This window comes from Desulfovibrio faecalis (assembly GCF_053570625.1).
In genome coordinates this window covers 1,613,838-1,634,967 of the sequence record NZ_JBRBQR010000001.1, presented here as the reverse complement: position 1 = coordinate 1,634,967, position 21,130 = coordinate 1,613,838, and the positions used below count along the sequence as shown (strand labels likewise).

Here is a 21,130-nt window from a genome sequence, read left to right as displayed (position 1 = left end):
GCAAAGGAGTTCGCCATGTCTGCACCCAACGTGCGCGGATTTTTTGATCCCGTTACCGCTACCTGGACATATGTGGTCTGGTCTGCAACCGATGCCCAGAAGCGTTGCGCCATTATAGACAGCGTGCTGGATTTTGACCTCCACGCCTGCCGCACATCCACTGTTTCTGCCGATGCCGTTATTGATTTTGTCCGCCAGCAAGGCTTTGTGGTTGAGTGGATTCTTGAAACCCACATCCACGCAGACCACGTCACCGCAGCCAGCTATATCAAGGAAAAAATGGGCGGGAAAATAGCCATCAGCAAACACATGCTGGATATCATTTCCACATGGACGCCCATCTTCCAAACGCAGGAGGACACCCCCGCAGACGGTTCGGCCTTTGACCATCTGTTTGAAAATGATGAAGAATTCACCATTGCCGACATGCCCGCAAAAATCATCCATACGCCGGGGCATACGCCCGCAGACACCACCTATATTGTGGGCAATGCAGCCTTTGTGGGCGACACCATCTTTTTACCCGATGTGGGTTCAGGCAGGTGCGACTTCCCTGGCGGCAGCGCCGAGGATTCCTATGATTCCTCCCGCAAACTCTTTGCCCTGTCCGATGACCTGCGCATCTATGTGGGGCATGACTACCCGCCTGAGGGTGTGCGGGGCCCGCAGTGCATGGCAACCGTTGGCGAGCAGAAAACCGCCAACGTGCGGCTGAACCTGCAAGTGGGCAAGGCCGAATTTGTGGCAAAACGCAAGGCGGACGATAACGGTAAGGCCGTGCCGCCGCTCATATTGCCCTCCCTTCAGGCCAACATGCGCACAGGAAAATTCGGCAAGGCCGTCAATGGCCTGCAATTTGTAAAACTGCCCGTGAACCGCATGTAAGACCAAGGGGGAATATCCAGCTTACAGACAAAGCCCCTTCTTCCTCCAGCATGCGGGGATGGACGAAGGGGCTTTGAGAACATGCGTGACTCAGGCCGGAGCGTAAAAAAGAGGGAAGCTTGCAACAGAACATGGGCCTTGTAATTTTGGCTACTTTTTGTCGTACACGGCCCGTGCAAGGTCAACCGCAAACGGCCCAGCCATACCCGTAGGCGTGGTATTGGTAAGCGCCACAAAGGATATGCCGTTGGCGCGGTCCATAAAAAAATGGCTCCCGTATGCGCCGCTCCAGCTCCAGGTGTTCTGGCCCGCAGGGTATTCTGCCTTTTCAGGGCGCAGCAGCACCGCGCCGCCAAAACCAAATCCCCAGCCCGGCGCGACAACCTCATTAGTTTTACCTGCGGTTACACTCAGCCTTTGCGACAATATGGGGCAGACCTGATCGGCAGTCATGGCCTTCGCGGTATCCGGTTTGAGGATGGAGCCTCCGTTTTCGCGCACGGCCTCGAGAAATTTCAGGTAGTCTGCCGCTGTTCCAACCATTCCGGCGCCAGCGGAGGGAAAGGCCTGTTCGTCCAGCGCCCTCCCCGGCTGAAAACGCGTTGCGGAAACAGCGTTGGGCACAAATTCAGTCTCGGCCATGCGGTGGGTCTTGCCATTGGCCCACACATAGGGTGCGGCAAGCAGATCAGGATCATCTGCCATAAAACCCGTGTGCGTCATGCCCAGCGGCCCGGTTACAAGCTCCTGCACCACGTTGGGCAGCTTATCCCCGCCAGCCCGTGATACGATTTCGCCAAGCACATCAATGGCAAGGGAGTATTTCCAGTCCGTACCCGGCTCGAAATAAAGCGGTACTGTGGCAAGCCGCCAGATGTTTTCTTCCAGCGTGATTGGTGGGTCATCCAGTCCATCGGAAACTTCGGCCAGCGCCATGGGGCCATCGGACGGCTCCGAAAAACCATAAGAAAGCCCGGCAGTGTGCGTGAGCAGGTGCCGCACAGTAATGACAGGATCCGCCTTGTCAGCAAGCGATGGGGTAAAAGAGGGAATCCAGCGGGTAACAGGGTCGTCCAGAGCGATCATGCCCTTCTCCACCAGTGCAAGTGCTGCGGCGCTCGCAATGGGCTTGCTCATGGAGGCCAGTCGAAAGCGCGTTTCCGGACTCATGGGGGTGGATTTTTCCGCATCGGCCATGCCCACAGCCCGCGCATAGACCACCTGCCCCTGACGGGCAACCATGACCACAGCCCCAACGATGCGGCCCTCGGCAACAGCCTTGTTCAGCACGGCATCAAGCCGCTGGGCCAAAGCCGTATCGGTGTTTTTTTCTGCACTTGCCGCGCTGCTGCCAGCCGGAACCAAGGCGCAAAGGGCAACAATCAGCAGAGCAACAAACCGGGATGCCAGTTTGCCCGAGAGCAACCCTATTATTTTTTTCTGCTTCTGCACACATCCTCCCCGCAGGCAAAACGGCCCTGCCCTATTTCTGCTGATAGAGCCATTTTTGGTCACAGATGTAAATACCGGGAACGCTTTTCATAAGCATTGGGCGCTTAACAAAGAAAAAGCATTCCGCTAGGATTAAAACCAAGCAGGAGGACACCATGAATCCACTCTTTTCTCCCATCAAACTCAAAGGGCTCACACTGCCCAACCGTATAGTCGTTCCCCCCATGGATCAATACTCGGCAGAAGAGGGATGCCCCGTGTACTGGCATGCCATGCACTATGGAACCCTTGCCGTTTCCGGAACCGGGCTGCTCATTGTGGAAGCAACGGCTGTAGAAGCGCCGGGGCGTATATCCCCGCAGGATCTCGGCCTCTGGAATGAGGAGCAGGAAGCCGCCCACAAGGCCATGCTCGATTCCATACGTACCTATTCTTCCACGCCCATCGGCATCCAGATCGGACATGCCGGACGCAAGGGCGCTACGGGCCTACCTTGGCAAGGAGGCAAGCCGCTGCTGCCCGCAGATGGCGGGTGGGAAATATGCGCGCCTTCCGCCCTGCCCTATGCGCCGGGTCATCAAACACCAGCAGAACTCAAGGCGGCAGACATAGCCCGCCTGACAGAATCTTTTGTAGCTACGGCCAAACGCGCCGTACGCGCCGGGTATGACGCCATTGAGCTGCACGCGGCCCACGGCTACCTGATGCACGAATTTCTGTCGCCGCTCAGCAATGCCCGCACCGATGCCTACGGCGGCAGCCTCGAAAACAGGATGCGCTTTCCGCTGGAAGTGCTGGCGGCAGTGCTCGCAGCGGTTCCGGTCAATTACCCTGTGGGTGTGCGCGTTTCAGGCACCGATTTTGCCGAGGGCGGCTGGAATGTGGAAGAATGCGCTGCCTTTGCAAAGGCAGTTGAAAAAGCGGGTGGCGCGTACATACACGTTTCCGGCGGCGGGCTTTCGCCCAACCAGAAGATCACCCTTGCGCCCGGCTATCAGGTGGCACTGGCGGCTGCGGTCAAGGAAGCAGTGAGCGAGATTCCTGTCATTGCCGTGGGCCTCATCACGGAGCCGGAACTGGCCTCAAGCATTGTGGTCACAGGGCAGGCCGACATGGTAGCCATTGGCCGCGCCATGCTGTACGACCCGCGCTGGCCCTGGCATGCCGCTGCCGCTCTTGGGCAGACCATTGCTGCGCCGTCGCCCTACCTGCGCAGCAAGCCGCACAACGTGAAGGATCTTTTTGCGTAAGGCTGGTTTTCACAGCGCATACGCCACATGCAGAAGGCCCCGCAATCTTTAACGATGCGGGGCCTTCTGCATTGGCCAGCCAGAACATTAACCAGCCAGATCAATGCTGCGCGAGGATTGCTCCCGGCGCAGGATCTCGGAACATATCCTACTGGGGCGCGTCCACCTTGTGGGCCTGCGCTTGCGGCTGGGCCTGCGCTTGTGGCTGGCCTTCAGGCTCCACTTCTGCATTGGCCTCGGGGCTGTTTACGATCTGGGTTTCCAACGGGGCCGCCCCGCTGCGCAACTGCCAGCGCGTGATGGTCTTGTTGCTGAACATCCGCAGCGGGATATAAAAAAGAATGAACCAGAAAACCATGCTCGGCTGATTGCCAAACAGCGGCAAAGAAAAAGGCAGCTCAGGGCTGATTGTGCCAAAGCGCAGCTGCATCCATGCAAGCATGATGGGAGCAGGCCACAACGAAGCCACAAACAGGGCGTTGCTGAGCGAAAAATAATAGCCAAAAGCCTCATGGCCCTGACGATTCACTGCTTTGAAGGCTTCCTTGCCAGAGTTCTGCAAGGCTGATTCGCTCAACTCATGATAATGACGCATGTCATCCTGCAATTTTTTCAGGCGCTTGCGGTGCATACGCTGGGCCATGCGCAGGGTGGCAATGCCTATGAGGCCCGCCACCAGGGCAAGAATTGCTGTTCCCAAAAAGTAGGCTGCCTCGGGCTGCGGCACCACGCGGTACGGCAGCACCAAGAAAGGATCAAGCCAGACCAAAAGTTGTTCCATATCTCAGCGGCTCCGTTTTTCGCACAGGGCGATTCTAAGCCCTTGCACACGGGCAGATTAGCATTCTGTTGTAAAAAGGAAACACTGCACCCCCGTGGGCAGGCCAGGGGGATGCAGTGTTTTTCATGTTTTCAGCATGTTCCGGACATAGCCGGAAATACTAGCCGAACATCTTGATGTTGAAGAAGCCGCGCAGGATGTAGTCGGTACCAACGTACAGGGCCAGCACGATGAAGAGGCGCTTCAACCAGATATCGGAGAAGAAACGCGAGGTGTAGGGGCCAACAATGGAACCCACGGCAATACCGGCCAGTTCAAGACCAACCAGGTTCCAGTCCACCAGCGCGCCGTGCAGCATGAGGGTGGTGATACCGGTGATCATGCTGAGCAGCACGGCCAGGGCGGAGGTACCGGCAGCAAGGTACATGGGGAGCTGGGTCACGCTGGTGATGAAAGGCACCAGCAGGAAGCCGCCGCCCACGCCCAGGAAGGCCGCGATGCTGGCGATAACCACGCCGCCGCAGAAGGGCAGCAGGGGATTGAAAGAGAATTCCACGCCGCAGAAGGTGAACTGGCAGGTGGTAAAGGTGAACTTGATGAGCTTAACGCCCGTGGGGGCAGCAGCGCCTTCACCCTTGGCCTTGGCGGCAGCTTCAAAAGCCTTGGCGGCTTCCTTGGCTTTGGCCTTGGAACGCTGACCGGCAGGGGAGGTTTCCCACATCAGGTACAGGCCCAGCAGCAGCACGAAAAGACCAAAATAGCCCTGATAGGACGAGAAGTTCAGCTTGCCGGCAGTCAGCGAAACAGCACTGAAAGCGCCCACGATGGAGCCAAGGCCCAGGGCGAAGCCCAGGGGCAGCACAAGGCGCTTCATGCGGTAGTAGCTGAACGTGCTGATAACAGCGGAAAGCCCGGCGAGCATCTGGTTGGAGGCGCGCACGGAGTCGGTGACGGACTTGTTAAGGGGCGTCTTGCCAAAAGATTTGGCATACGCGCCAAGGCCGTGCACGGTCATGTGGCCCACGCCAGCCATAACGCCGCCAAAAGCGCCCACGGTGGAGAAAATCCAGCCCACCCACAAGGCCCAGCCAAAGGCCAGAATCATGTTGACCTTGGGGCCGCCGGGGATACCAAGATAGCCGGGTTCAGCCTGCATGTTGATGGTATTGGGGGCCGTTTCCACCTGTTTGGCGATGGCATTGGCAAGCACGCTGCCGTCAGCAGCAAGGGCGACACTGGCGGTCAGCACCAGAAGTGAAGCCACCACGCCGAAAAGTACCCACTTGTTTCTCATTCCAACTCCTCCCGATCAACGTCGCACAAGCGAACGGATAATAATGCCTGAAAGCGCCCTGTTGAGGCAGCTTCCTAAAAAAACACATGCACCCACGAAAGCAGCGTCTGCGGGAACACGCCCCACAACACCACACCTGTCAGACAGCACAGAAGTACAGCCCTCACGCCCGCACCGCCCGAAGCTGCCTGTATGGGTGCGGGGTGATTTGCCGGGGCCTCCTGCATGTACATGCGTCGTGCCACTCCAAGATAATACCATGCGGAAATGGTGCTGCTGATCACAGCCACAAGCACCGTTACCGTATAGCCTGCCGAAAAGGCTTCTTTAAAGAGCATGAATTTGCCCATAAAGCCCGCAGTCGGCGGAATGCCCGTCAGGGAAAAAAGAAAAACCAGCATGGCCGCAGCAAGGGCGGGATGTCGTGCGGCAAGGCCCGAGTAATCATCCAGGTCTTCACCCGCATCAGCCAGAGGATTATTTCCCTGTTTTTTCCCGTACACCGCAAGGTAGCCCATGATGGCAAAGGCACCCATGTTCATGCACAGGTAAATGGTCAAATACGCCGCCGTGGCGCGCAGGCCGTCGGCTGTGCACGCGGCAAGCCCCAAGAGGGCATAACCCGCGTGAGCTATGGCAGAGTACGCCAGCATGCGTTTAAGGATTGTCTGCATTACGGCAGCGATATTGCCCAGAAGCATTGTCAATGCGGCCATCAAGGCCAACGCCCCGCTCCACTGAGCGCCCAGTTGCGGCAAGGCCATGACCAATACGCGCGCAAGCACGGCGAAACTGGCCGTTTTGGCCGCCACAGACATAAAGGCGGTCACGGTTGTGGGCGCGCCTTCGTACACATCAGGCACCCACACGTGGAAGGGCGCGGCAGCCACCTTGAACCCCATGCCTGCCAGCATGAGCGCCAAAGCAACTACCAGGGCGGGCATGGTCTGCCCGGTTGCGGCAACAGGCAGTGCCGCAGCGATCTGCGCAAGCTCGGTATGCCCGGTAAGCCCGTACAACAGGGACATGCCAAAAAGCAAAAGAGCCGAAGCGAAACTGCCCATCAAAAAATATTTGATGGCCGATTCGCTGCTTCGCGGATCGCCAGTGCGCAGGGCCGCCATCGCGTAAATGGGCAGGGCCATGAGCTCAAGCCCCAGATAGAGCACAATGAGGTCGCCAGCCGAGGCCATTACGCACATGCCCAGTGTTGAACATACTGCAAGGCAGTAATATTCGCCCTGACGCATTTGGGCATGTGAAAAAAAACTTTCGCTCATTAACGCCGTAAAAGCAAGTGCTACTACGCAAATGGCTTTAAAGAGCGCTCCAAAGCCGTCAGCGCGGAACATTCCGTCAAAAGAAACACTCCCGCCGCCCGCAGAAACTGCTACAATTGCTGCAAAAGCCGTTATTGCACCAACGACCGTCAGCCATTGCAGAAAAGCCCGCGCCCTTGGAAAAAACATGTCGGCGCACAGCAGGCCAATGGCCGTGACCAAGAGCGTCAGCTCTGGCAGCAGGGCCGGAAGTTCTTTCAGCAATGGCAGGGCCGAAAGGGGCGCTACGGATATGGCTGTCATGATAGCTCCTATGGTGTTGCCCTTGTGCCGCAAGGCACACTGTCCGCCAACTGTATGGGCCATGCATGGCCTGTGGCGTGGGCGCAAACTTTTATTGCCAGTGCTCGGGCCGCAACTTTTTCTAATTTGCGGTAAAAACCGCAAAGGCCTGCTGGGTATCTGCCACCAGATGTTCCACCGTTACGTGCATGTATTCCAGCAACACGTTGGGGAAGATGCCGATGCCCACTATAAGCAGGCTCATGGTCAGCAAAATGGCTATCTCGCGCCCATCAAGCTTTTCCCCAACCAGACCGCGCACGGTTTCAGACACCTGACGGAAAAACACGCGCTGATACAGCCAGAGCATGTACCATGCGCCCAGTATCAGGCCAGAAGACGCCACCACTGCGGCCCATGGGGCGCGTTCAAAACCGCCGAGCAGGATCAGGAACTCACCCACAAAACCGTTGGTACCGGGCAAACCCACAGCCGCCAGAGTAAAGACCATAAAAAAGGCCGCCAGCACTGGCATGACCGAGGCCAGCCCGCCGTATACCTTGATCTCGCGTGTATGAGTGCGGTCATAGAGCATGCCCACGCCCAGAAAGAGCGCGCCCGTCACTATGCCGTGGTTGATCATCTGCAAAATGGAACCTTCCACGCCCTTTTGGGTCAGCGCAAAAAGCCCCAGTGTCACAAAACCCATATGACTTACGGAACTGTAGGCGATGAGCCGCTTGACGTCCGTTTGCGCGAGGCAAACCAGCGCACCGTACACGATGGCGATGACGGAAAGCACCAGCATGGGCTTGAGCAGCACCCATGCGGCATAGGGAAACAGAGGCAGGGAGAAGCGCAAAAAGCCGTACGCGCCCATTTTGATCAACACGCCAGCCAGAATGACCGAGGCCGCCGTGGGCGCTTCGGTATGCGCGTCTGGCAGCCACGTATGCACGGGCCACATAGGCACCTTGACCGCAAAGGCGGCAAAAAAGGCCCAGAACAGCAGCAATTGCAGCCGGGGGTCAAAGTCGTTGCGCGCCAGCGCCATGATGTCGAAGGTATGTCCACCCTTGAGGTACAGCAGGATGATGCCCAGCAGCATCAGCAAACTGCCCAGCAGGGTGTACAGAAAGAACTTAATTGTGGCGTAAATGCGGCGAGGCCCGCCCCACACGCCAATGAGCAGGAACATGGGAATGAGCATGGCTTCCCAGAAAATGTAAAACAGCATGAGGTCGGTGGCGCAAAACACACCCACCATGGCGCTTTCAAGCAGCAGCAGGCTGATGAAAAACTCCTTGGCCTTGACCTTGATGCTCTTGTACGACACCGCCACGCCCATCAGCGTTATGAGGGCCGTCAGGGGCAGAAACAGCACGCTTATACCGTCCACGCCCAGAGCGTAATAGATGTTCAGGCTCTCAATCCACGCGCAGTTTTCCACCAGTTGCATTTGCCACAGGCTTTTATCAAAGCGGCTCAGAGCCACAAAGCTCAGGCACAGCTCAAGCAGGCATACGGCAAGCGCGCCCAGCTTGATGGTTTCTTCATTGCGGCGCGCAACAGCCAGCAGGGAAAGCCCACCCGCCAGAGGCACAAAGATGAGCAAGGAAAGAACAGGTACAGACATGCGATCTCCCCGCCGTTGTTAGGAAAAAAAGCCCAGTTGCAATACCAGCAAGAGCGCTGCCGCGCCCCCGGCCAGCCATGTCAGATAGTGTGCCACCTGCCCGTCCTGAAGCCTTCGCAGGCTTGTGGACAGTCTGCCGATGGCGCGCGGCACGCCGTTGACCACGCCTTCAATACCGCACGTGTCCACCACGCCCAGCAGCAGGTTGTCCGCCAGCCACAGCGTGGGCCGCACAAGGCAGGCCACGTAGATTTCGTCCACCCAGTACTTGCGGGAAAACAGTCGATACAGGCCAGAAAAAGCACCCGCCACCTTGCCCGGCAGTTCCGGCCTGCGGCAATACATGAACCATGCAAGGCCGATGCCCGCAAAACCAGCTGCTACGGAAACAGCCATCAGCCCAAGCTCCACAGCGCCCGACACATGCACATGCGGGTGCCCCGTCACCGGAGCGAGAAACTCCGCCCAGTGGTTGGAACCGCCCAGAACATGCGGGATTCCCAGCCAGCCCGCAGCTACAGCCCCCACGCCCAGCACCAGCAAGGGAACAGTGACCACGCGCGGCGATTCGTGCAGATGCTCGCGCTGGTGTTCCGTCCCCCGAAACTGGCCCGTGAACACGCTGAAATACAGGCGGAAGGAGTAAAAAGCCGTCATAAAGGCCACCAGCACGCCCACGCCCCAGGCCAGATACCCCGTGAACGTACCCGAGTTGTAGGCCATGAGCAGGATTTCATCCTTGCTGAAAAAGCCAGCCAACCCCGGCACACCAGCAATAGAGAGCGAGGCCAGCAAAAAGGTTGCGCTGGTAATGGGCATGTACTTTCCAAGCCCGCCCATGGAGCGCATGTCCTGCTCGTGGTGCATGCCCAGAATCACCGAGCCGCAGCCAAGGAAGAGCAAGGCCTTGAAAAATGCATGGGTAAACAGGTGGAACACGCCAGCGCCGTAGGCTCCCACGCCGCAGGCAATGAACATGTAGGCCAGCTGGCTGATGGTCGAATAGGCCACCACCCTCTTGATATCGGTCTGCGTGAGGGCGATGGTGGCGGCAAACAAAGTCGTGACCGCGCCCACCACGGTGATGACGGCCAAGGCCGTGGACGACAGCGCAAACAGGGCGTTGCAGCGCGCCAGCATGAAGACGCCCGCCGTGACCATGGTGGCCGCGTGGATAAGCGCGCTCACCGGGGTGGGGCCTTCCATGGCGTCGGGCAGCCACACATGCAGGGGCAACTGAGCCGACTTGCCCACCGCGCCGCAGAACAGCAGCAGACAAATGAGCGTGGGCACGCTGACCGTATAACCGCACAGGGTAAAGGTCATGCCCTCAAGCACGGCGGCCTGGGGCAGCACGTCCGCATAGTGCAGGCTTCCAAAAATGGTGAAGATGCAGAACAGCCCCAACAAAAATCCAAAGTCTCCGAACCTGTTGACGATAAAGGCCTTTTTGCCCGCATCCGAGGCGGAATCCTTTTCGTAATAAAAGCCGATGAGCAGGTAGGACGAAAGCCCCACAGCCTCCCAGCCAAAAAAGAGCTGCAAGAAGTTGTTGCCCATGACCAGCATGAGCATGGAAAAGGAAAACAGGCCAAGATAGGCGAAAAAGCGGTAATAGCCCTTTTCGCCCCGCATGTAGCCCACGGAATAGATGTGTACCAGGGTGCTGACGCTGGTAACCACCACCAGCATGACCGCCGTGAGCTGGTCCACCAGAAAGCCAAAAGTCACGCGCAGGTTGCCGGAGGCTATCCAGGTGTGCACATCGGCATTGACGATGTTGCCCGCCAGCACATCCCGCAGGGCAAGCAAGGCGCAGGCAAGCGAAACGCCAATGGCCACGATGGGCAGCCAGTGGGCGCGCTCGCCCCATTGGCGACCGCAGATCAGGGTAAGCACAAAGGCCAGCAAGGGGCACAGAGGAATAAGCAGCAAATATATTGGCATGTTTACCCCCGCATCGTGGTTATGTCTTCGTTACGCACGCTTTTGTGGCTGCGGAACAGACAGATGACAATGCCAAGCCCCACTGCGGCCTCGCAGGCGGCAACGGTGATGATAAAGATGGTAAAAGCCTGCCCGCGCAGCGCGTCCATGAAATAGCTCATGGCCACCAGATTAAGGTTGACGCCGTTGAGCATCAGCTCAAGCGAGAGCAACATCACAATAATGTTGCGGCGCGTAAGAAACCCGGCCACACCTATGCAGAATAGCACTGCTGCCAGCGCCATGTACCAGGAAAGGGGAATCACGCCGCGCCTCCTTGGTCTTTGTTGCCGCTTGCGCACGGGCAGGCCTTGTTTTCGGCCTGCACCAGGGCGGGTGTGCACACCGGCTGCCTGCGCGCCAGGGTCAGGGCAGCCACCAAGGCCACCAGCAGCAGCACGCCCGCGATTTCCAGCGAAAGAAAATGGTTGGTGAACAGCTCGCGGCTCAAGGCCTTGGTGTGCGTGACCTCGCGCAGGGCTTCAAGGGGCCATTGGCCCTTGCCGCCCGGTACAAAGCCTGCCACGCCCCAGAGCATGCCGCCGCACAGGGCAGCCGCCAGCGAGTAGCCCACAATGGGTTTGGGGGTCAGGGCGGGCAGCCGCAACTCGCGTTGCAGGTTCACCAGAAAGAGCACAAAAAGATACATAACCAAGATGGCCCCGGCATAGACGATGATCTGTATGGCTGCCAGAAATTCGGCCTGCAAGGTCAGGTAGACCGCCGCCATGTGGAAGAACAGCAGCAGCACCAGCAACACGCAGTGAATGGGATTGCGCAGGCTGATAGCCAGCACGCCGCACACGGTTATGACAAAGGCGCAGTATAGAAAGAATATTTCACCAAACACCGTTCCACCTCCGCAGTGGACTTGCGCTCTGTTCAGGGATGCCTCGGCAAGGAGGCCTGTCATCCACGTTCTCCGCCCATCGTGCATTGCATGCTTTTTCCGCTGCGGGCAAGGTGGCCTGCAAGGCACGGGCATTGCCGCAGATCAGCACAGATTTTTGACAGATCATTGCGCAGCACCGTCCTGATGCGCCTGACCATGGCCGGGCGCGCTCGGATTCGGCTCTGCGCCTTGCGCATGCGTAGCGCGGTGATTCTTGCCCACCCACTGCTCCGCTCCGCTCCATTCCGCATCCACCGCCACCCGTTTGGCATGGGCAAGCGCGCCCTCGGGCATGTTGCGGGGACGGCACAGGGGGTTCACATAGCCTTGCATATCGCCCTTCTGCGCTGCAAAGTCGTCCCAGTTGTCCAGCAGGGCCTGCTTGTCAAACTTGAAGGCTGAACGTCCGTTGGCCGCGTAGGCATAGACTTCCGTCAGCACAATGGCGTTCACCGGGCAGACCTCCGCGCAGTAGCCGCAAAAAATGCAGCGCAGGGCATCGATATTATAGGCATCCACCACGCGGCTGTTATCTGAGGCGCGGCTCCAGCGAATGCGTATGCAGTGCGAGGGGCATACCCGCGCGCAGCGCATGCAGGCAACGCAACGGCTCTCGCCGGTTGCAGCATCGCGTACCAGGGCGTGCCGCCCGCGAAAACCAGCGGCAACCACGGGTTTTTCTTCCGGGTACTGCCGCGTGATGGGGCGGTTGAACATGCGCCGCAAGGTCAGGGCCATGCCCTGGGCTATTTCTGTCTGCAACAGGGTTTGCAGCCAGTTGCGAGGCGCTTTGTACTGAATCTGCATCTTTGCTCTCCTCGTCAGAGGCCTAGGGCCTGTTAACACTATGAGAAATTTTGTTCTCTACCAAGGAAGGAAGCCTTTTTATGAAGGGAGTGTACGTTTTTGGTACTCGACCGGAATAAAAAGGCTTCCTGACGCAGGCAGAGGGGAAAAGAGCCATAGTATTAACAGGCCCTAACCCAGCAGGGCCTTGCCCAAAGCGGTAATCACAATATTAAAGAGCGCCAGAGGGATAAGCACCTTCCAGCCAAGGGCCATGAGCTGGTCGTAGCGGTAACGCGGCAACGTGGCCCGCACCCAGAAAAAGAAAAACATGACGCCATACACCTTGAGCACCAACCAGAACGGCGGGAAAAAGCCCACATCAACCGGGCCGCGCCACCCCCCCAGAAAGCAGACCACGCCCACCGTGGCCATCACAAACATGGACGTGTATTCGGCCATGAAAAACAGGGCGTAACGCATGCCGCTGTATTCCGTGCAATAACCGGAAACAAGCTCGCTTTCCGCCTCGGGCAGGTCAAAGGGCACGCGGTTGGTTTCCGCCAGCATGGCAACGCAAAAGATAAAAAAGCCAATGCACTGGCGGAAGGCGAACATGCCAAAAAACGAATCACCCTGCGCGGCCACGATGTCGCCCAGATTGAGCGAACCGGAGAGCAGCATCACGCCCACAAGGCTGAGGCCCATGGCGATTTCATAACTGATCACCTGGGCCGAGGCCCGCAACCCGCCAAGAAAGCTGAACTTGGAGTTTGAGGCCCAGCCCGCCAGCACAACCCCGTAGCCGCCAAGGGAACTCATGGCGAACACAAAAAGCAGGCCGATATTGATGTTGGACAAGGCCCAGCCCTCGGCCCACGGCAGAATCGCCAGCGAGGCAAAGGCGGGCACCAGACAGATGATGGGAGCAAGCATGAAGATGGGCTTGTCTGCCGCCGAGGGGATGATATCTTCTTTAAAAAAGCTCTTGATGCCGTCCGCAATGGGTTGCAGCAGCCCAAGCCAGCCCACGCGGGTGGGGCCCATGCGCATCTGCATATGGCCGATGACCTTGCGCTCAAAATATGTGGCATAGGCCACATGCAGCAGCACGACCACCAGAAGCACAAGAAGTTGCAGTACAATTACCAGAACATTCATGGTTTCCCTGCCAGATTGGTTATAGCCGTAAACCCGGTTTGCCCTGCGCAGCCATAGGCCTTGCAGGCAAGCCCATGGTTATCGGTCAGATTCTCCCAGCACCACGTCCATGCTGCCGATATTGGCGATAAGGTCGGCAATGAGCCCGCCCGGGGCAATGCTTGCCAGCGCGCCGATATGGATAAACGACGGGCCGCGCACGTGCATTCGGTAGGGCCTGCTGCTGCCGTCGCTCACAAAGTAGAACCCAAGCTCGCCCTTGGGGGCCTCCGTGGCTACGTACACATCGCCGGGCATGTAGATATTGTTATCATGCATGACCTGCCGCAGGCTGCCGCCAAAAAGCGCTGTTTCGGCCTCGCTGCGCCACGCCCTGTAGGGCATGAGCAGATCGGGGGCGTCTGCCGCGAGGGTCGCGCCGGGGGGGAGCTGATCCACGCACTGTTGCAGAATGCGCACAGACTGGCGCATTTCTTCCATGCGGCAGCGGTAGCGGGCGTAAATATCGCCATCGCTGCCCAGCGGCACTTCAAAATCCACCAGATCATAGGCATCGTAGGGTTCGTGTTTGCGCACATCGTAATCCACGCCCGAGCCGCGCAGGCAGGCCCCGGTGAGGCCTAGGGCCAGGGCTTCCTTGCCGTTCAGCACGCCAACGCCCACCGTGCGCTGCAACCAGATGCGGTTGGTATCAAGCAGGGTTTCGTACTCAACTATGCGCTTGGGGAAGATATTGAGAAAATCCTGCAAGCCGTCCATGAAGCGCCCTGTCACGTCCTGCCGCACACCGCCAATGCGCGGATACGTCAGGGTGAGGCGCGCGCCGCAGAGGTCTTCAAAAAGATCCAGCAGCATTTCGCGCTCGCGGAAGCAGTACAGAAAGACGGTCATGGCCCCGATATCCAGCGCGTGGGTGGCAAGCCAGAGCAGATGCGAGCACAGACGCGACATCTCGCAGGCAATGGTGCGGATGTAACGCGCCCGCAGCGGAGCCTGCACGCCCAGCAGCTTTTCCACCGCGAGGCAGTAGCCCGTGTTGTTGGACATGGCGGCGATGTAGTCCAGCCGGTCGGTGAGGGTGAGGGCCTGCGCGTAGGTGAAGGTTTCGGCCATTTTTTCAAAGCCACGGTGCAGATAACCCACCTGCGGGTCGCAGCTCAAAATGGTTTCACCCTCAAGCTCAAGGTCGAGGCGCAACACGCCGTGCGTGGCAGGGTGCTGCGGCCCGAGGCGCAGGCTGGTACGGTCCTCGTCGCTTTCGTCAAAGCAGTCAAAGTTGTCAGCGTCTTCGGGCAGTTCCCTGCCCAGCAATTCCTGCACGTTCTGACGCCCCACAGGCTGACCGTGACGCACGGGGCATTCAATGCTCTGCTTGCGGATATCACTCATGCTTTTCTCCCCCCTGCCAGCTCAGGGCGTCCGCCTCCCTGGCGTGTTCGCGCAGTTCGGTCAGGCCAGACCACTCAGGCACGCCACGCGAGGGGATGCGCACAGGATAGGCCTTGCGCAGGGGGTGGCCCTGCCAGTCGTCAGGCAGCAGGATGCGGCGCAGATCAGGGTGCCCCTTGAAGTGTATGCCCATGAGGTCAAAGACTTCGCGCTCAAGCCAGTTGGCCACAGGCCACAAAGGCACGGCGGAATCAAGGCCCGCATCGGGATCGTCCAGTTGGGCGCGCAAACGCAGGGCACTGCGCTGATTCACGGAATACAGGTTGTAGACGACCTCAAACGCGCCAAGGCCCTCCTGCTTGCGGCGGCTGTTGTCCACCCCGCAGAGCGAGCGCAGGTGCATCATGTCAAAATGCTCCCTGGCGTAAACCAGCACATCAAGGATGCGACCGTGACGCAACAGCACCGCCGTCTGGCCACGAAACTCCTGTATGTCGAGCACTTCCTGCGGAAAAGCCTCACGCAGCAGACGCGCTATCTCCAGGGACTCCATCGAAATTGCTCCTTGTTAATTTTCTCCTGCAACTTGATAAAGCCGTCAAAAAGCGCTTCCGGACGCGGAGGGCAACCCGGCACATAGACGTCTACCGGGATAATCTGATCCACGCCCTGCGTTACGGCATACGACTGAAAAAGCCCGCCGCTGCATGCGCAACTGCCCATGGCGAGCACGTAGCGCGGCTCGGGCATCTGGTCATAAACCCTGCGCAGCACCGGGGCCATTTTTTTGCTCAGGGTTCCGGCCACCACCATGCAGTCTGCCTGCCGGGGGCTGGCGCGAAAGATGATGCCAAAGCGGTCAAGGTCGTGCGTTGACGCGCCTGTGGCCATCATTTCGATGGCGCAGCAGGCAAGGCCAAAGGTCACTGGCCAGATGGAGCCGCAACGGCCCCAGTTGACCAGAGCGTTGAGCGGCCCGAGCACGGCGTTGGCGCCGGGGAAAAACCGCAGGCCGTCCTTGTGCACCGCAAGGGGCTGGTCGTCGTGCGCGGCGGTGCGAGTTTCTACTTCACCCATTCGAAGGCCCCCTTTTTCCAGGCATAGGCGTAGGCCAGCACCAGAAGGGTCATGAAGGTCAGCATTTCCGCCAGCCCAAGGCTGCCCAGACGCACAAATTCCACTGCCCAAGTGTAGAGGAAGATGGCTTCCACATCGATGATGACAAAAAGAATGGCAACGTAATAAAATTTGATGGAAAAACGCGTGCGTGGCTCGGCGGTTGGCTCGTTGCCGGATTCATAGGGCATGAGCTTTTCGCGGTAGGGCCGACGCATGCGGAAAAACCGCCCGAAAAACAACGTAAGAACGCCAAAAAGCAGCGCAATAATGAGCAGCAGCAGAATGGCAAGATACTCTTCTCCGGCAACCGTAGGCACCATAAAAAGCCACCTTGTTGAATGTCTTCGTCATATTCCGGGCAGGCAGGGCCAAACGATTGCACGGCCCTGCTCCGCCGTCGGCGCGCTCTTGCAGAGCCGCCGCAAACAAATCTGAACATTCTGCCGCAAGCCTTGCATGGCCCCGGCAAAAAAACACTTTCTAGCGGACAACAGGCCTGTTGCGCTGCATCTGCTCGGCAAATTCCTGCCGCTTCTCCTGACTGGCCGCATCCGGCGTGGAGAATTGCAGGCAGCTCATGGCGCAGGTGGTTACGCAGGCAGGCTTGAGGCCCTGATCAATGCGGTCGCGGCACAGATCGCACTTATCCACCTTGCCGGTCTGGGCGTTCCACTGGGGCGCAGCCCAGGGGCAGGCGGTGATGCAGGCCTTGCAGCCGACGCAGGCCGAGGTTTCCACATAGACAATGCCATCGTCCCTGCGGCGCATGGCCCCAGTGGGGCAGGCCTTGACGCACCAGGGATTTTCACAGTGAAAGCACGAGGTGTACACAAAGCCCAGCGCGGGCTTGGGTTCGGTCTGCTCCACGGAAAGAACGCGGCAGAAAAAAGCCCCCGGCCCGCCGTTGTGCAAGCTGCGGCACTGAACCTCGCAGGCCTTGCAGCCTATGCAATCCGCCGAATTGTGCATGACAATATATTTGCTCATAACCATCCTCCCACGCGGCTCGGTGGGTTGTTCCCGTAAATTTCCTTGCAGTATCAGGCCATGCCTTTGACAATATCCGAGGCAGAGTCCGCCTAGGCCGCGCCGGAACCGGCCACCTTCTCCAGCGTGACAAAATGCTCCTGCATGGACAGGCCGCCGCCGCCCATATCCTGCAAATCCAGACCGCCGCGCAGGCACTTGCTGTCAGAGATGCCCTTGTGGAAGGCCCGACTTTCGCAAGGCAGGTCGTGGCCGAAGCCGTGCACCACAAAGATGGCCTCGGGATGGATGGCAGAGGTGATCTTGACCCCGGCCTCGCCCATGGATTTGCCTGCGGCATCCCGCACGCGCACCCTGTCGCCGGGGTTGATGCCGGCGGCCTTGGCCTTCTTGCTGTTTATCCACACGGTATTTTCAGGAACCTGCTCAAGCAGCAGCGGATTATTGACGGTATGGCCCTGGGTATGCACGGCCACCCGTCCAAAGGTAATGCGGTAGGCCCCTTCGGGCGGCGCAACGGGCGGCGTGTAGGGGGGCAACATGTTTTGGCCGCAGCCCTTGCCGTAACCCTCGCTGGTCAGTTCCACCTTGCCCGAAGCAGTGGGGAAGGAATAATCTGCCATATCCACGTACAGGGGATCGCTGGTGAGCGAGACAAAGCCTTTTTCGGTAAAGTCCGCGCTGGTGAGGCCTGTCCCTTCAAGCTGAAAACGCCACACATCCTCCGCGCTTTCAAAAACCAGAGGATCAAGCCCGAGGCGCTTTGCCAGACCGCCGATGATTTCCCAGTCGGCCTTGGTGTCGTAGCGCGGCGGGATAACGCGGTTGCGCACAAAGAACTGCGGTTTGAGGCCGTTCTTGGTGGCAATGATGCTCTCGCGCGAAAGATAGGTGGAAAGCGGCAGCACCACATCTGAATACCATGCGGTGTCCGACCAGGAAAACGTGACGCTCACAAGCAGGTCAAGGCCGTCAAAGCGTTTGCGCAGCGCATCGGGGTCAGGGTAACCCTGCAAGGGGTCGTGCCGCCAGCACATGTAGGCCTTGACCGGAGCGGCCCCTTGCGGAGGATTGCTGATGGCTTCAAAAGCCTTGTGCAGCAGGCCCTTGCCGGGATCGAAAGCCTTGTTATCCGTACCAAGGCCATCAGCGCGCAAGCCCTTGGGCGTGGGGAAGAGATCCGTAAACTTTTTGAGCCCGGCCTTACCACATTCCTTGGGTGTACGGCCCGGCACTATGCCGCCCTTGACGCCCACGCCGCCCAGCAGGGCCGTAATGACCAGAGCTGTGCGCGCAACCTGAAAGGAATCTCCATACCGCGAGGTCATCCAGCCGGGATGCCAGATCACATGCGGGGCCGCAGCGGCAAGCGATTGCGCAAGGCGCACAATGGCCTGCGCATCGACCTGACACTGCTCTGCCGCCCATTCAGCCGTATAAGGAGCCACAAATTCGGCCAGTTCGGCAAAACCCGTGGTATGGGCATCCACATAATCCTTGTTGTAGAGCTTGCGGGTAATAAGCGTGTTGATGACGCCCAGATTGAAGGCATAGTCCGTACCGGGGCGGACAAGCAGAAAATCATTGGCCTTGGAGGCCGAAACATTGTGGCGGATATCAATGACCGTGAGCTTGCAGCCTTTGCGCAGGGCCTGCATGACGGTTCTGGCCTCGCCAAGGTTGATAGCTTCAAAAATGTTGCGCGTTTGCAGTACAATGTGCTTGCAGTTGGCAAAGTCGTTGACGGCCATGCCGCGCCCGAGGCCCATGACGGCCTTGCAGGCGTGGTGGGTGTTGAGGTCGCACGAGGTGCTGTGCGTACAGACGTTGGGCGAACCGATGCCGCGCATAAAGGCGCGGTACAGGTCGGTAAAGGGGCCGTCGCGGTCAGACCACAGCACGGATTCCCTGCCGTGTTGCTGCTGCACTGAGGCAATTTTTTGCGCAACATAGTCAAAGGCTTCTTCCCACGAAACCTTTTTCCACTTGCCCTCGCCCCGCTCGCCCACACGAATAAGCGGACTCTGCGGACACTCCGACTCGCGCTCAAGGGCTTTGCCGGCCACGCCGCGCGCGCACAAGGCCCCCTTGAGGGGACTGTGCGGGTTGCCGTAAATCATACCCACTGAACCATCTTTTACTTCTACAGAAATTGGACACCTTGCGGTGCACATTCCGCATACACTCTGAACCAACTGCATACTGCCCATAGTGCTTCTCTCGTGCGAGTAAGGGATATTGTCATCTGTCTGAGGCACATCTCGCCAATCCTAAAATCAGCCTGAAATGAAAACCACTTCAGATGTGCCGTTGCAAACATTTCCAAGCCACCGCAACTGTACTAATCTTGTCTGGTAATTTAATTAGGAAGCATTGTCGCTAGCACAGTTTTTTTTTAATTTCCAGCCAGGTTCCTGTTTTCACACACTTTCTTTAAACCCTAATTTAATTGTAGTTTTTATAACTTGAGTGCACACTCAATTTTTTTTATTTATAATTTCAGCATATTGGAAATCACATTTTTTATACAAGAGTGATAAAATATTAATTTCACATTGGTACGGTGCTACCAATCAAATCGAGAATTGGCGCGAAAAGAAATTTTGAACAATCCAATCAGTCAGTTGCAAAAACGGCGCGTTTTATCCCTTTACTCCTAAAATTTTGCAGTGTTATATTATTGTAGTGAAAATCAACGCAAATACCTGCCAAAGGATCCACCTACATGCCTGTGGAACGGATACCTATAGCACACCTGAAGCCGGGAATGTACGTGCTCAATCCGGGCATCTCTTGGATCAATGCCCCGCTGCTCTACATGAGCGAGGGTCTTGTGGTCGATCAGGCAGAGATTGACGGGATCATCCAGCAGGGCTTTACCGAAGTAATTCACGATCCGGAGCGCGCCGTTCCTGCGTATGAACCGGGCTGTGCGCTGCCGCGCTTGTTCTCACGCAACCTTGCACAGGCACAAAGAGCGCACGCTGCCGCCTACGCTCATGTAAAAGCCGCCATGTCTTCCGGTGAGTGCGGCAGTGCAGAGATTGCAGGGGCCGAACCCTGCATTAAGTCCATCATTCTTGCCCTCAAGTGTAATGCCAACGCCATGCTGACCCTTGCCAACCTGAAAGGGCGTGACGAATACACATACAGGCACAGCGTCAACGTGGCCATTTTTGCCGTAGCCTTTGCCCGGCATCTGGGCCTTACAGATCATCAGCAGCAACTAGCCGGTATGGCCGGGCTGTTTCATGATTACGGCAAGGCGCTCGTACCAAGAGAGATTCTTAACGCGCCGCGCGCGCTTTCCCCGTCCGAATTTGCCGTCATGCGGTCGCACGTGCTGCTCGGCTATGACGCCTTGCGCAAGATACCCAATATCGCACCAGAAATTCTGGAGGGCACAGGCCAGCACCACGAGATGCACGATGGCCTGGGGTATCCCCACGGGCTCAAAGGCTCAGCCATCGGTCTTTTTGGGCGTATCATCTCTATTTGCGATGTATATGACGCGCTTTCATCCAGGCGCGTATATAAAGAGGCGCTTTGCCCCAGTCATGCGCTGGCAATCATGTACAAAATGAACGGAACGGCATGGCCGCGCGGCTTTGCGGATTCTTTCATAAAAATGATGGGGGTCTTCCCGCTAGGAACGGCGGTCAAACTTTCAGACGGGCGCATGGGCCTCATAAGCAGCAGCAACCCCGATTTTCCAACCCGGCCAACAGTGATCATTGTCAGAAAATTCAGAGGCGTAGCCTACATGGAAGACAGAGTTGACCTGTTGGCGGCAAGCAAGATTTGCGTGAGCCGCGCGCTTTCATTCAAAGAGACGGAAGACTGGGATATCCCACGCCTTTTGGGCATAACGGAATGAAAGGAATGAGAATGGACGGGGGCTAGTCAGTTTGCAGGCTGCACAGGCAGGAAACGGGAAAATGGAGAAGAGA

Annotated in this window: 19 protein-coding genes; 3 read left to right on the top strand and 16 right to left on the bottom strand. The window is 58.0% G+C overall.

What is annotated here, in order from left to right:
• Positions 1-15 precede the first annotated feature (15 nt).
• Entirely contained in the window at positions 16-885 is an 870-nt protein-coding gene (locus ACUZ79_RS07310; protein WP_449251173.1) for an MBL fold metallo-hydrolase, read from the top strand.
• Positions 886-1,035: 150 nt separating this feature from the next.
• On the opposite strand, the gene ACUZ79_RS07305 is transcribed toward ACUZ79_RS07310, so the two are convergent.
• Positions 1,036-2,337, bottom strand: coding sequence for a serine hydrolase domain-containing protein (locus tag ACUZ79_RS07305; RefSeq protein WP_449251172.1), 1,302 nt, complete (start codon positions 2,335-2,337; stop codon positions 1,036-1,038).
• A gap of 155 nt (positions 2,338-2,492) precedes the next feature.
• Here ACUZ79_RS07305 and ACUZ79_RS07300 point away from each other — a divergent pair, with 155 nt between their 5' ends.
• Entirely contained in the window at positions 2,493-3,587 is a 1,095-nt protein-coding gene (locus tag ACUZ79_RS07300; protein ID WP_449251171.1) for an NADH:flavin oxidoreductase/NADH oxidase, read from the top strand.
• Positions 3,588-3,735: 148 nt separating this feature from the next.
• Here the strand turns inward: ACUZ79_RS07300 and ACUZ79_RS07295 are convergent, their stop codons facing one another.
• From ACUZ79_RS07295 to ACUZ79_RS07225, 15 genes are all read right to left on the bottom strand, one after another.
• On the bottom strand, positions 3,736-4,368 hold the full coding sequence (locus ACUZ79_RS07295; RefSeq protein ID WP_240824805.1) for a hypothetical protein: 633 nt from the start codon (positions 4,366-4,368) through the stop codon (positions 3,736-3,738).
• A gap of 160 nt (positions 4,369-4,528) precedes the next feature.
• Complete coding sequence (locus tag ACUZ79_RS07290) at positions 4,529-5,662, bottom strand: sulfite exporter TauE/SafE family protein (RefSeq protein ID WP_240824806.1); 1,134 nt, start codon at positions 5,660-5,662, stop codon at positions 4,529-4,531.
• Between the two features lie 74 nt (positions 5,663-5,736).
• Positions 5,737-7,245, bottom strand: coding sequence for an NADH-quinone oxidoreductase subunit N (locus ACUZ79_RS07285; protein WP_449251170.1), 1,509 nt, complete (start codon positions 7,243-7,245; stop codon positions 5,737-5,739).
• Positions 7,246-7,366: 121 nt separating this feature from the next.
• Entirely contained in the window at positions 7,367-8,860 is a 1,494-nt protein-coding gene (locus tag ACUZ79_RS07280) for an NADH-quinone oxidoreductase subunit M (protein ID WP_240824808.1), read from the bottom strand.
• Positions 8,861-8,878: 18 nt separating this feature from the next.
• Positions 8,879-10,807: an NADH-quinone oxidoreductase subunit L gene (nuoL, locus tag ACUZ79_RS07275; protein WP_449251169.1), complete on the bottom strand. Its 1,929-nt coding sequence runs from the start codon at positions 10,805-10,807 to the stop codon at positions 8,879-8,881.
• A gap of 2 nt (positions 10,808-10,809) precedes the next feature.
• Positions 10,810-11,112, bottom strand: coding sequence for an NADH-quinone oxidoreductase subunit NuoK (gene nuoK, locus ACUZ79_RS07270; protein ID WP_022658373.1), 303 nt, complete (start codon positions 11,110-11,112; stop codon positions 10,810-10,812).
• Complete coding sequence (locus tag ACUZ79_RS07265) at positions 11,109-11,759, bottom strand: NADH-quinone oxidoreductase subunit J family protein (protein WP_449251168.1); 651 nt, start codon at positions 11,757-11,759, stop codon at positions 11,109-11,111. Before ACUZ79_RS07265 ends, nuoK begins: the two co-directional genes overlap by 4 nt.
• Positions 11,760-11,861: 102 nt before the next feature.
• A complete protein-coding gene (nuoI, locus tag ACUZ79_RS07260; protein WP_449251167.1) occupies positions 11,862-12,545 on the bottom strand; it encodes an NADH-quinone oxidoreductase subunit NuoI in 684 nt (227 codons plus the stop codon).
• A gap of 171 nt (positions 12,546-12,716) precedes the next feature.
• A complete protein-coding gene (gene nuoH / locus ACUZ79_RS07255) occupies positions 12,717-13,685 on the bottom strand; it encodes an NADH-quinone oxidoreductase subunit NuoH (protein WP_449251166.1) in 969 nt (322 codons plus the stop codon).
• Between the two features lie 78 nt (positions 13,686-13,763).
• Positions 13,764-15,074: an NADH dehydrogenase (quinone) subunit D gene (gene nuoD, locus ACUZ79_RS07250; protein ID WP_449251165.1), complete on the bottom strand. Its 1,311-nt coding sequence runs from the start codon at positions 15,072-15,074 to the stop codon at positions 13,764-13,766.
• Positions 15,067-15,627 (bottom strand): NADH-quinone oxidoreductase subunit C, encoded by a 561-nt coding sequence (locus ACUZ79_RS07245; RefSeq protein ID WP_449251164.1) that lies wholly within the window; start codon positions 15,625-15,627, stop codon positions 15,067-15,069. Before ACUZ79_RS07245 ends, nuoD begins: the two co-directional genes overlap by 8 nt.
• A complete protein-coding gene (locus tag ACUZ79_RS07240) occupies positions 15,609-16,151 on the bottom strand; it encodes an NADH-quinone oxidoreductase subunit B (RefSeq protein ID WP_291442125.1) in 543 nt (180 codons plus the stop codon). The genes ACUZ79_RS07245 and ACUZ79_RS07240 overlap by 19 nt, the downstream gene beginning before the upstream one ends.
• Positions 16,139-16,513: an NADH-quinone oxidoreductase subunit A gene (locus tag ACUZ79_RS07235; RefSeq protein ID WP_192111321.1), complete on the bottom strand. Its 375-nt coding sequence runs from the start codon at positions 16,511-16,513 to the stop codon at positions 16,139-16,141. Before ACUZ79_RS07235 ends, ACUZ79_RS07240 begins: the two co-directional genes overlap by 13 nt.
• Before the next feature lie 160 nt (positions 16,514-16,673).
• Complete coding sequence (locus tag ACUZ79_RS07230; RefSeq protein WP_192111320.1) at positions 16,674-17,180, bottom strand: 4Fe-4S dicluster domain-containing protein; 507 nt, start codon at positions 17,178-17,180, stop codon at positions 16,674-16,676.
• Positions 17,181-17,272: 92 nt separating this feature from the next.
• Positions 17,273-19,390: a molybdopterin-dependent oxidoreductase gene (locus ACUZ79_RS07225; protein ID WP_449251163.1), complete on the bottom strand. Its 2,118-nt coding sequence runs from the start codon at positions 19,388-19,390 to the stop codon at positions 17,273-17,275.
• Positions 19,391-19,905: 515 nt separating this feature from the next.
• Here ACUZ79_RS07225 and ACUZ79_RS07220 point away from each other — a divergent pair.
• Positions 19,906-21,057, top strand: coding sequence for an HD-GYP domain-containing protein (locus tag ACUZ79_RS07220; RefSeq protein WP_449251162.1), 1,152 nt, complete (start codon positions 19,906-19,908; stop codon positions 21,055-21,057).
• Positions 21,058-21,130 lie beyond the last annotated feature (73 nt).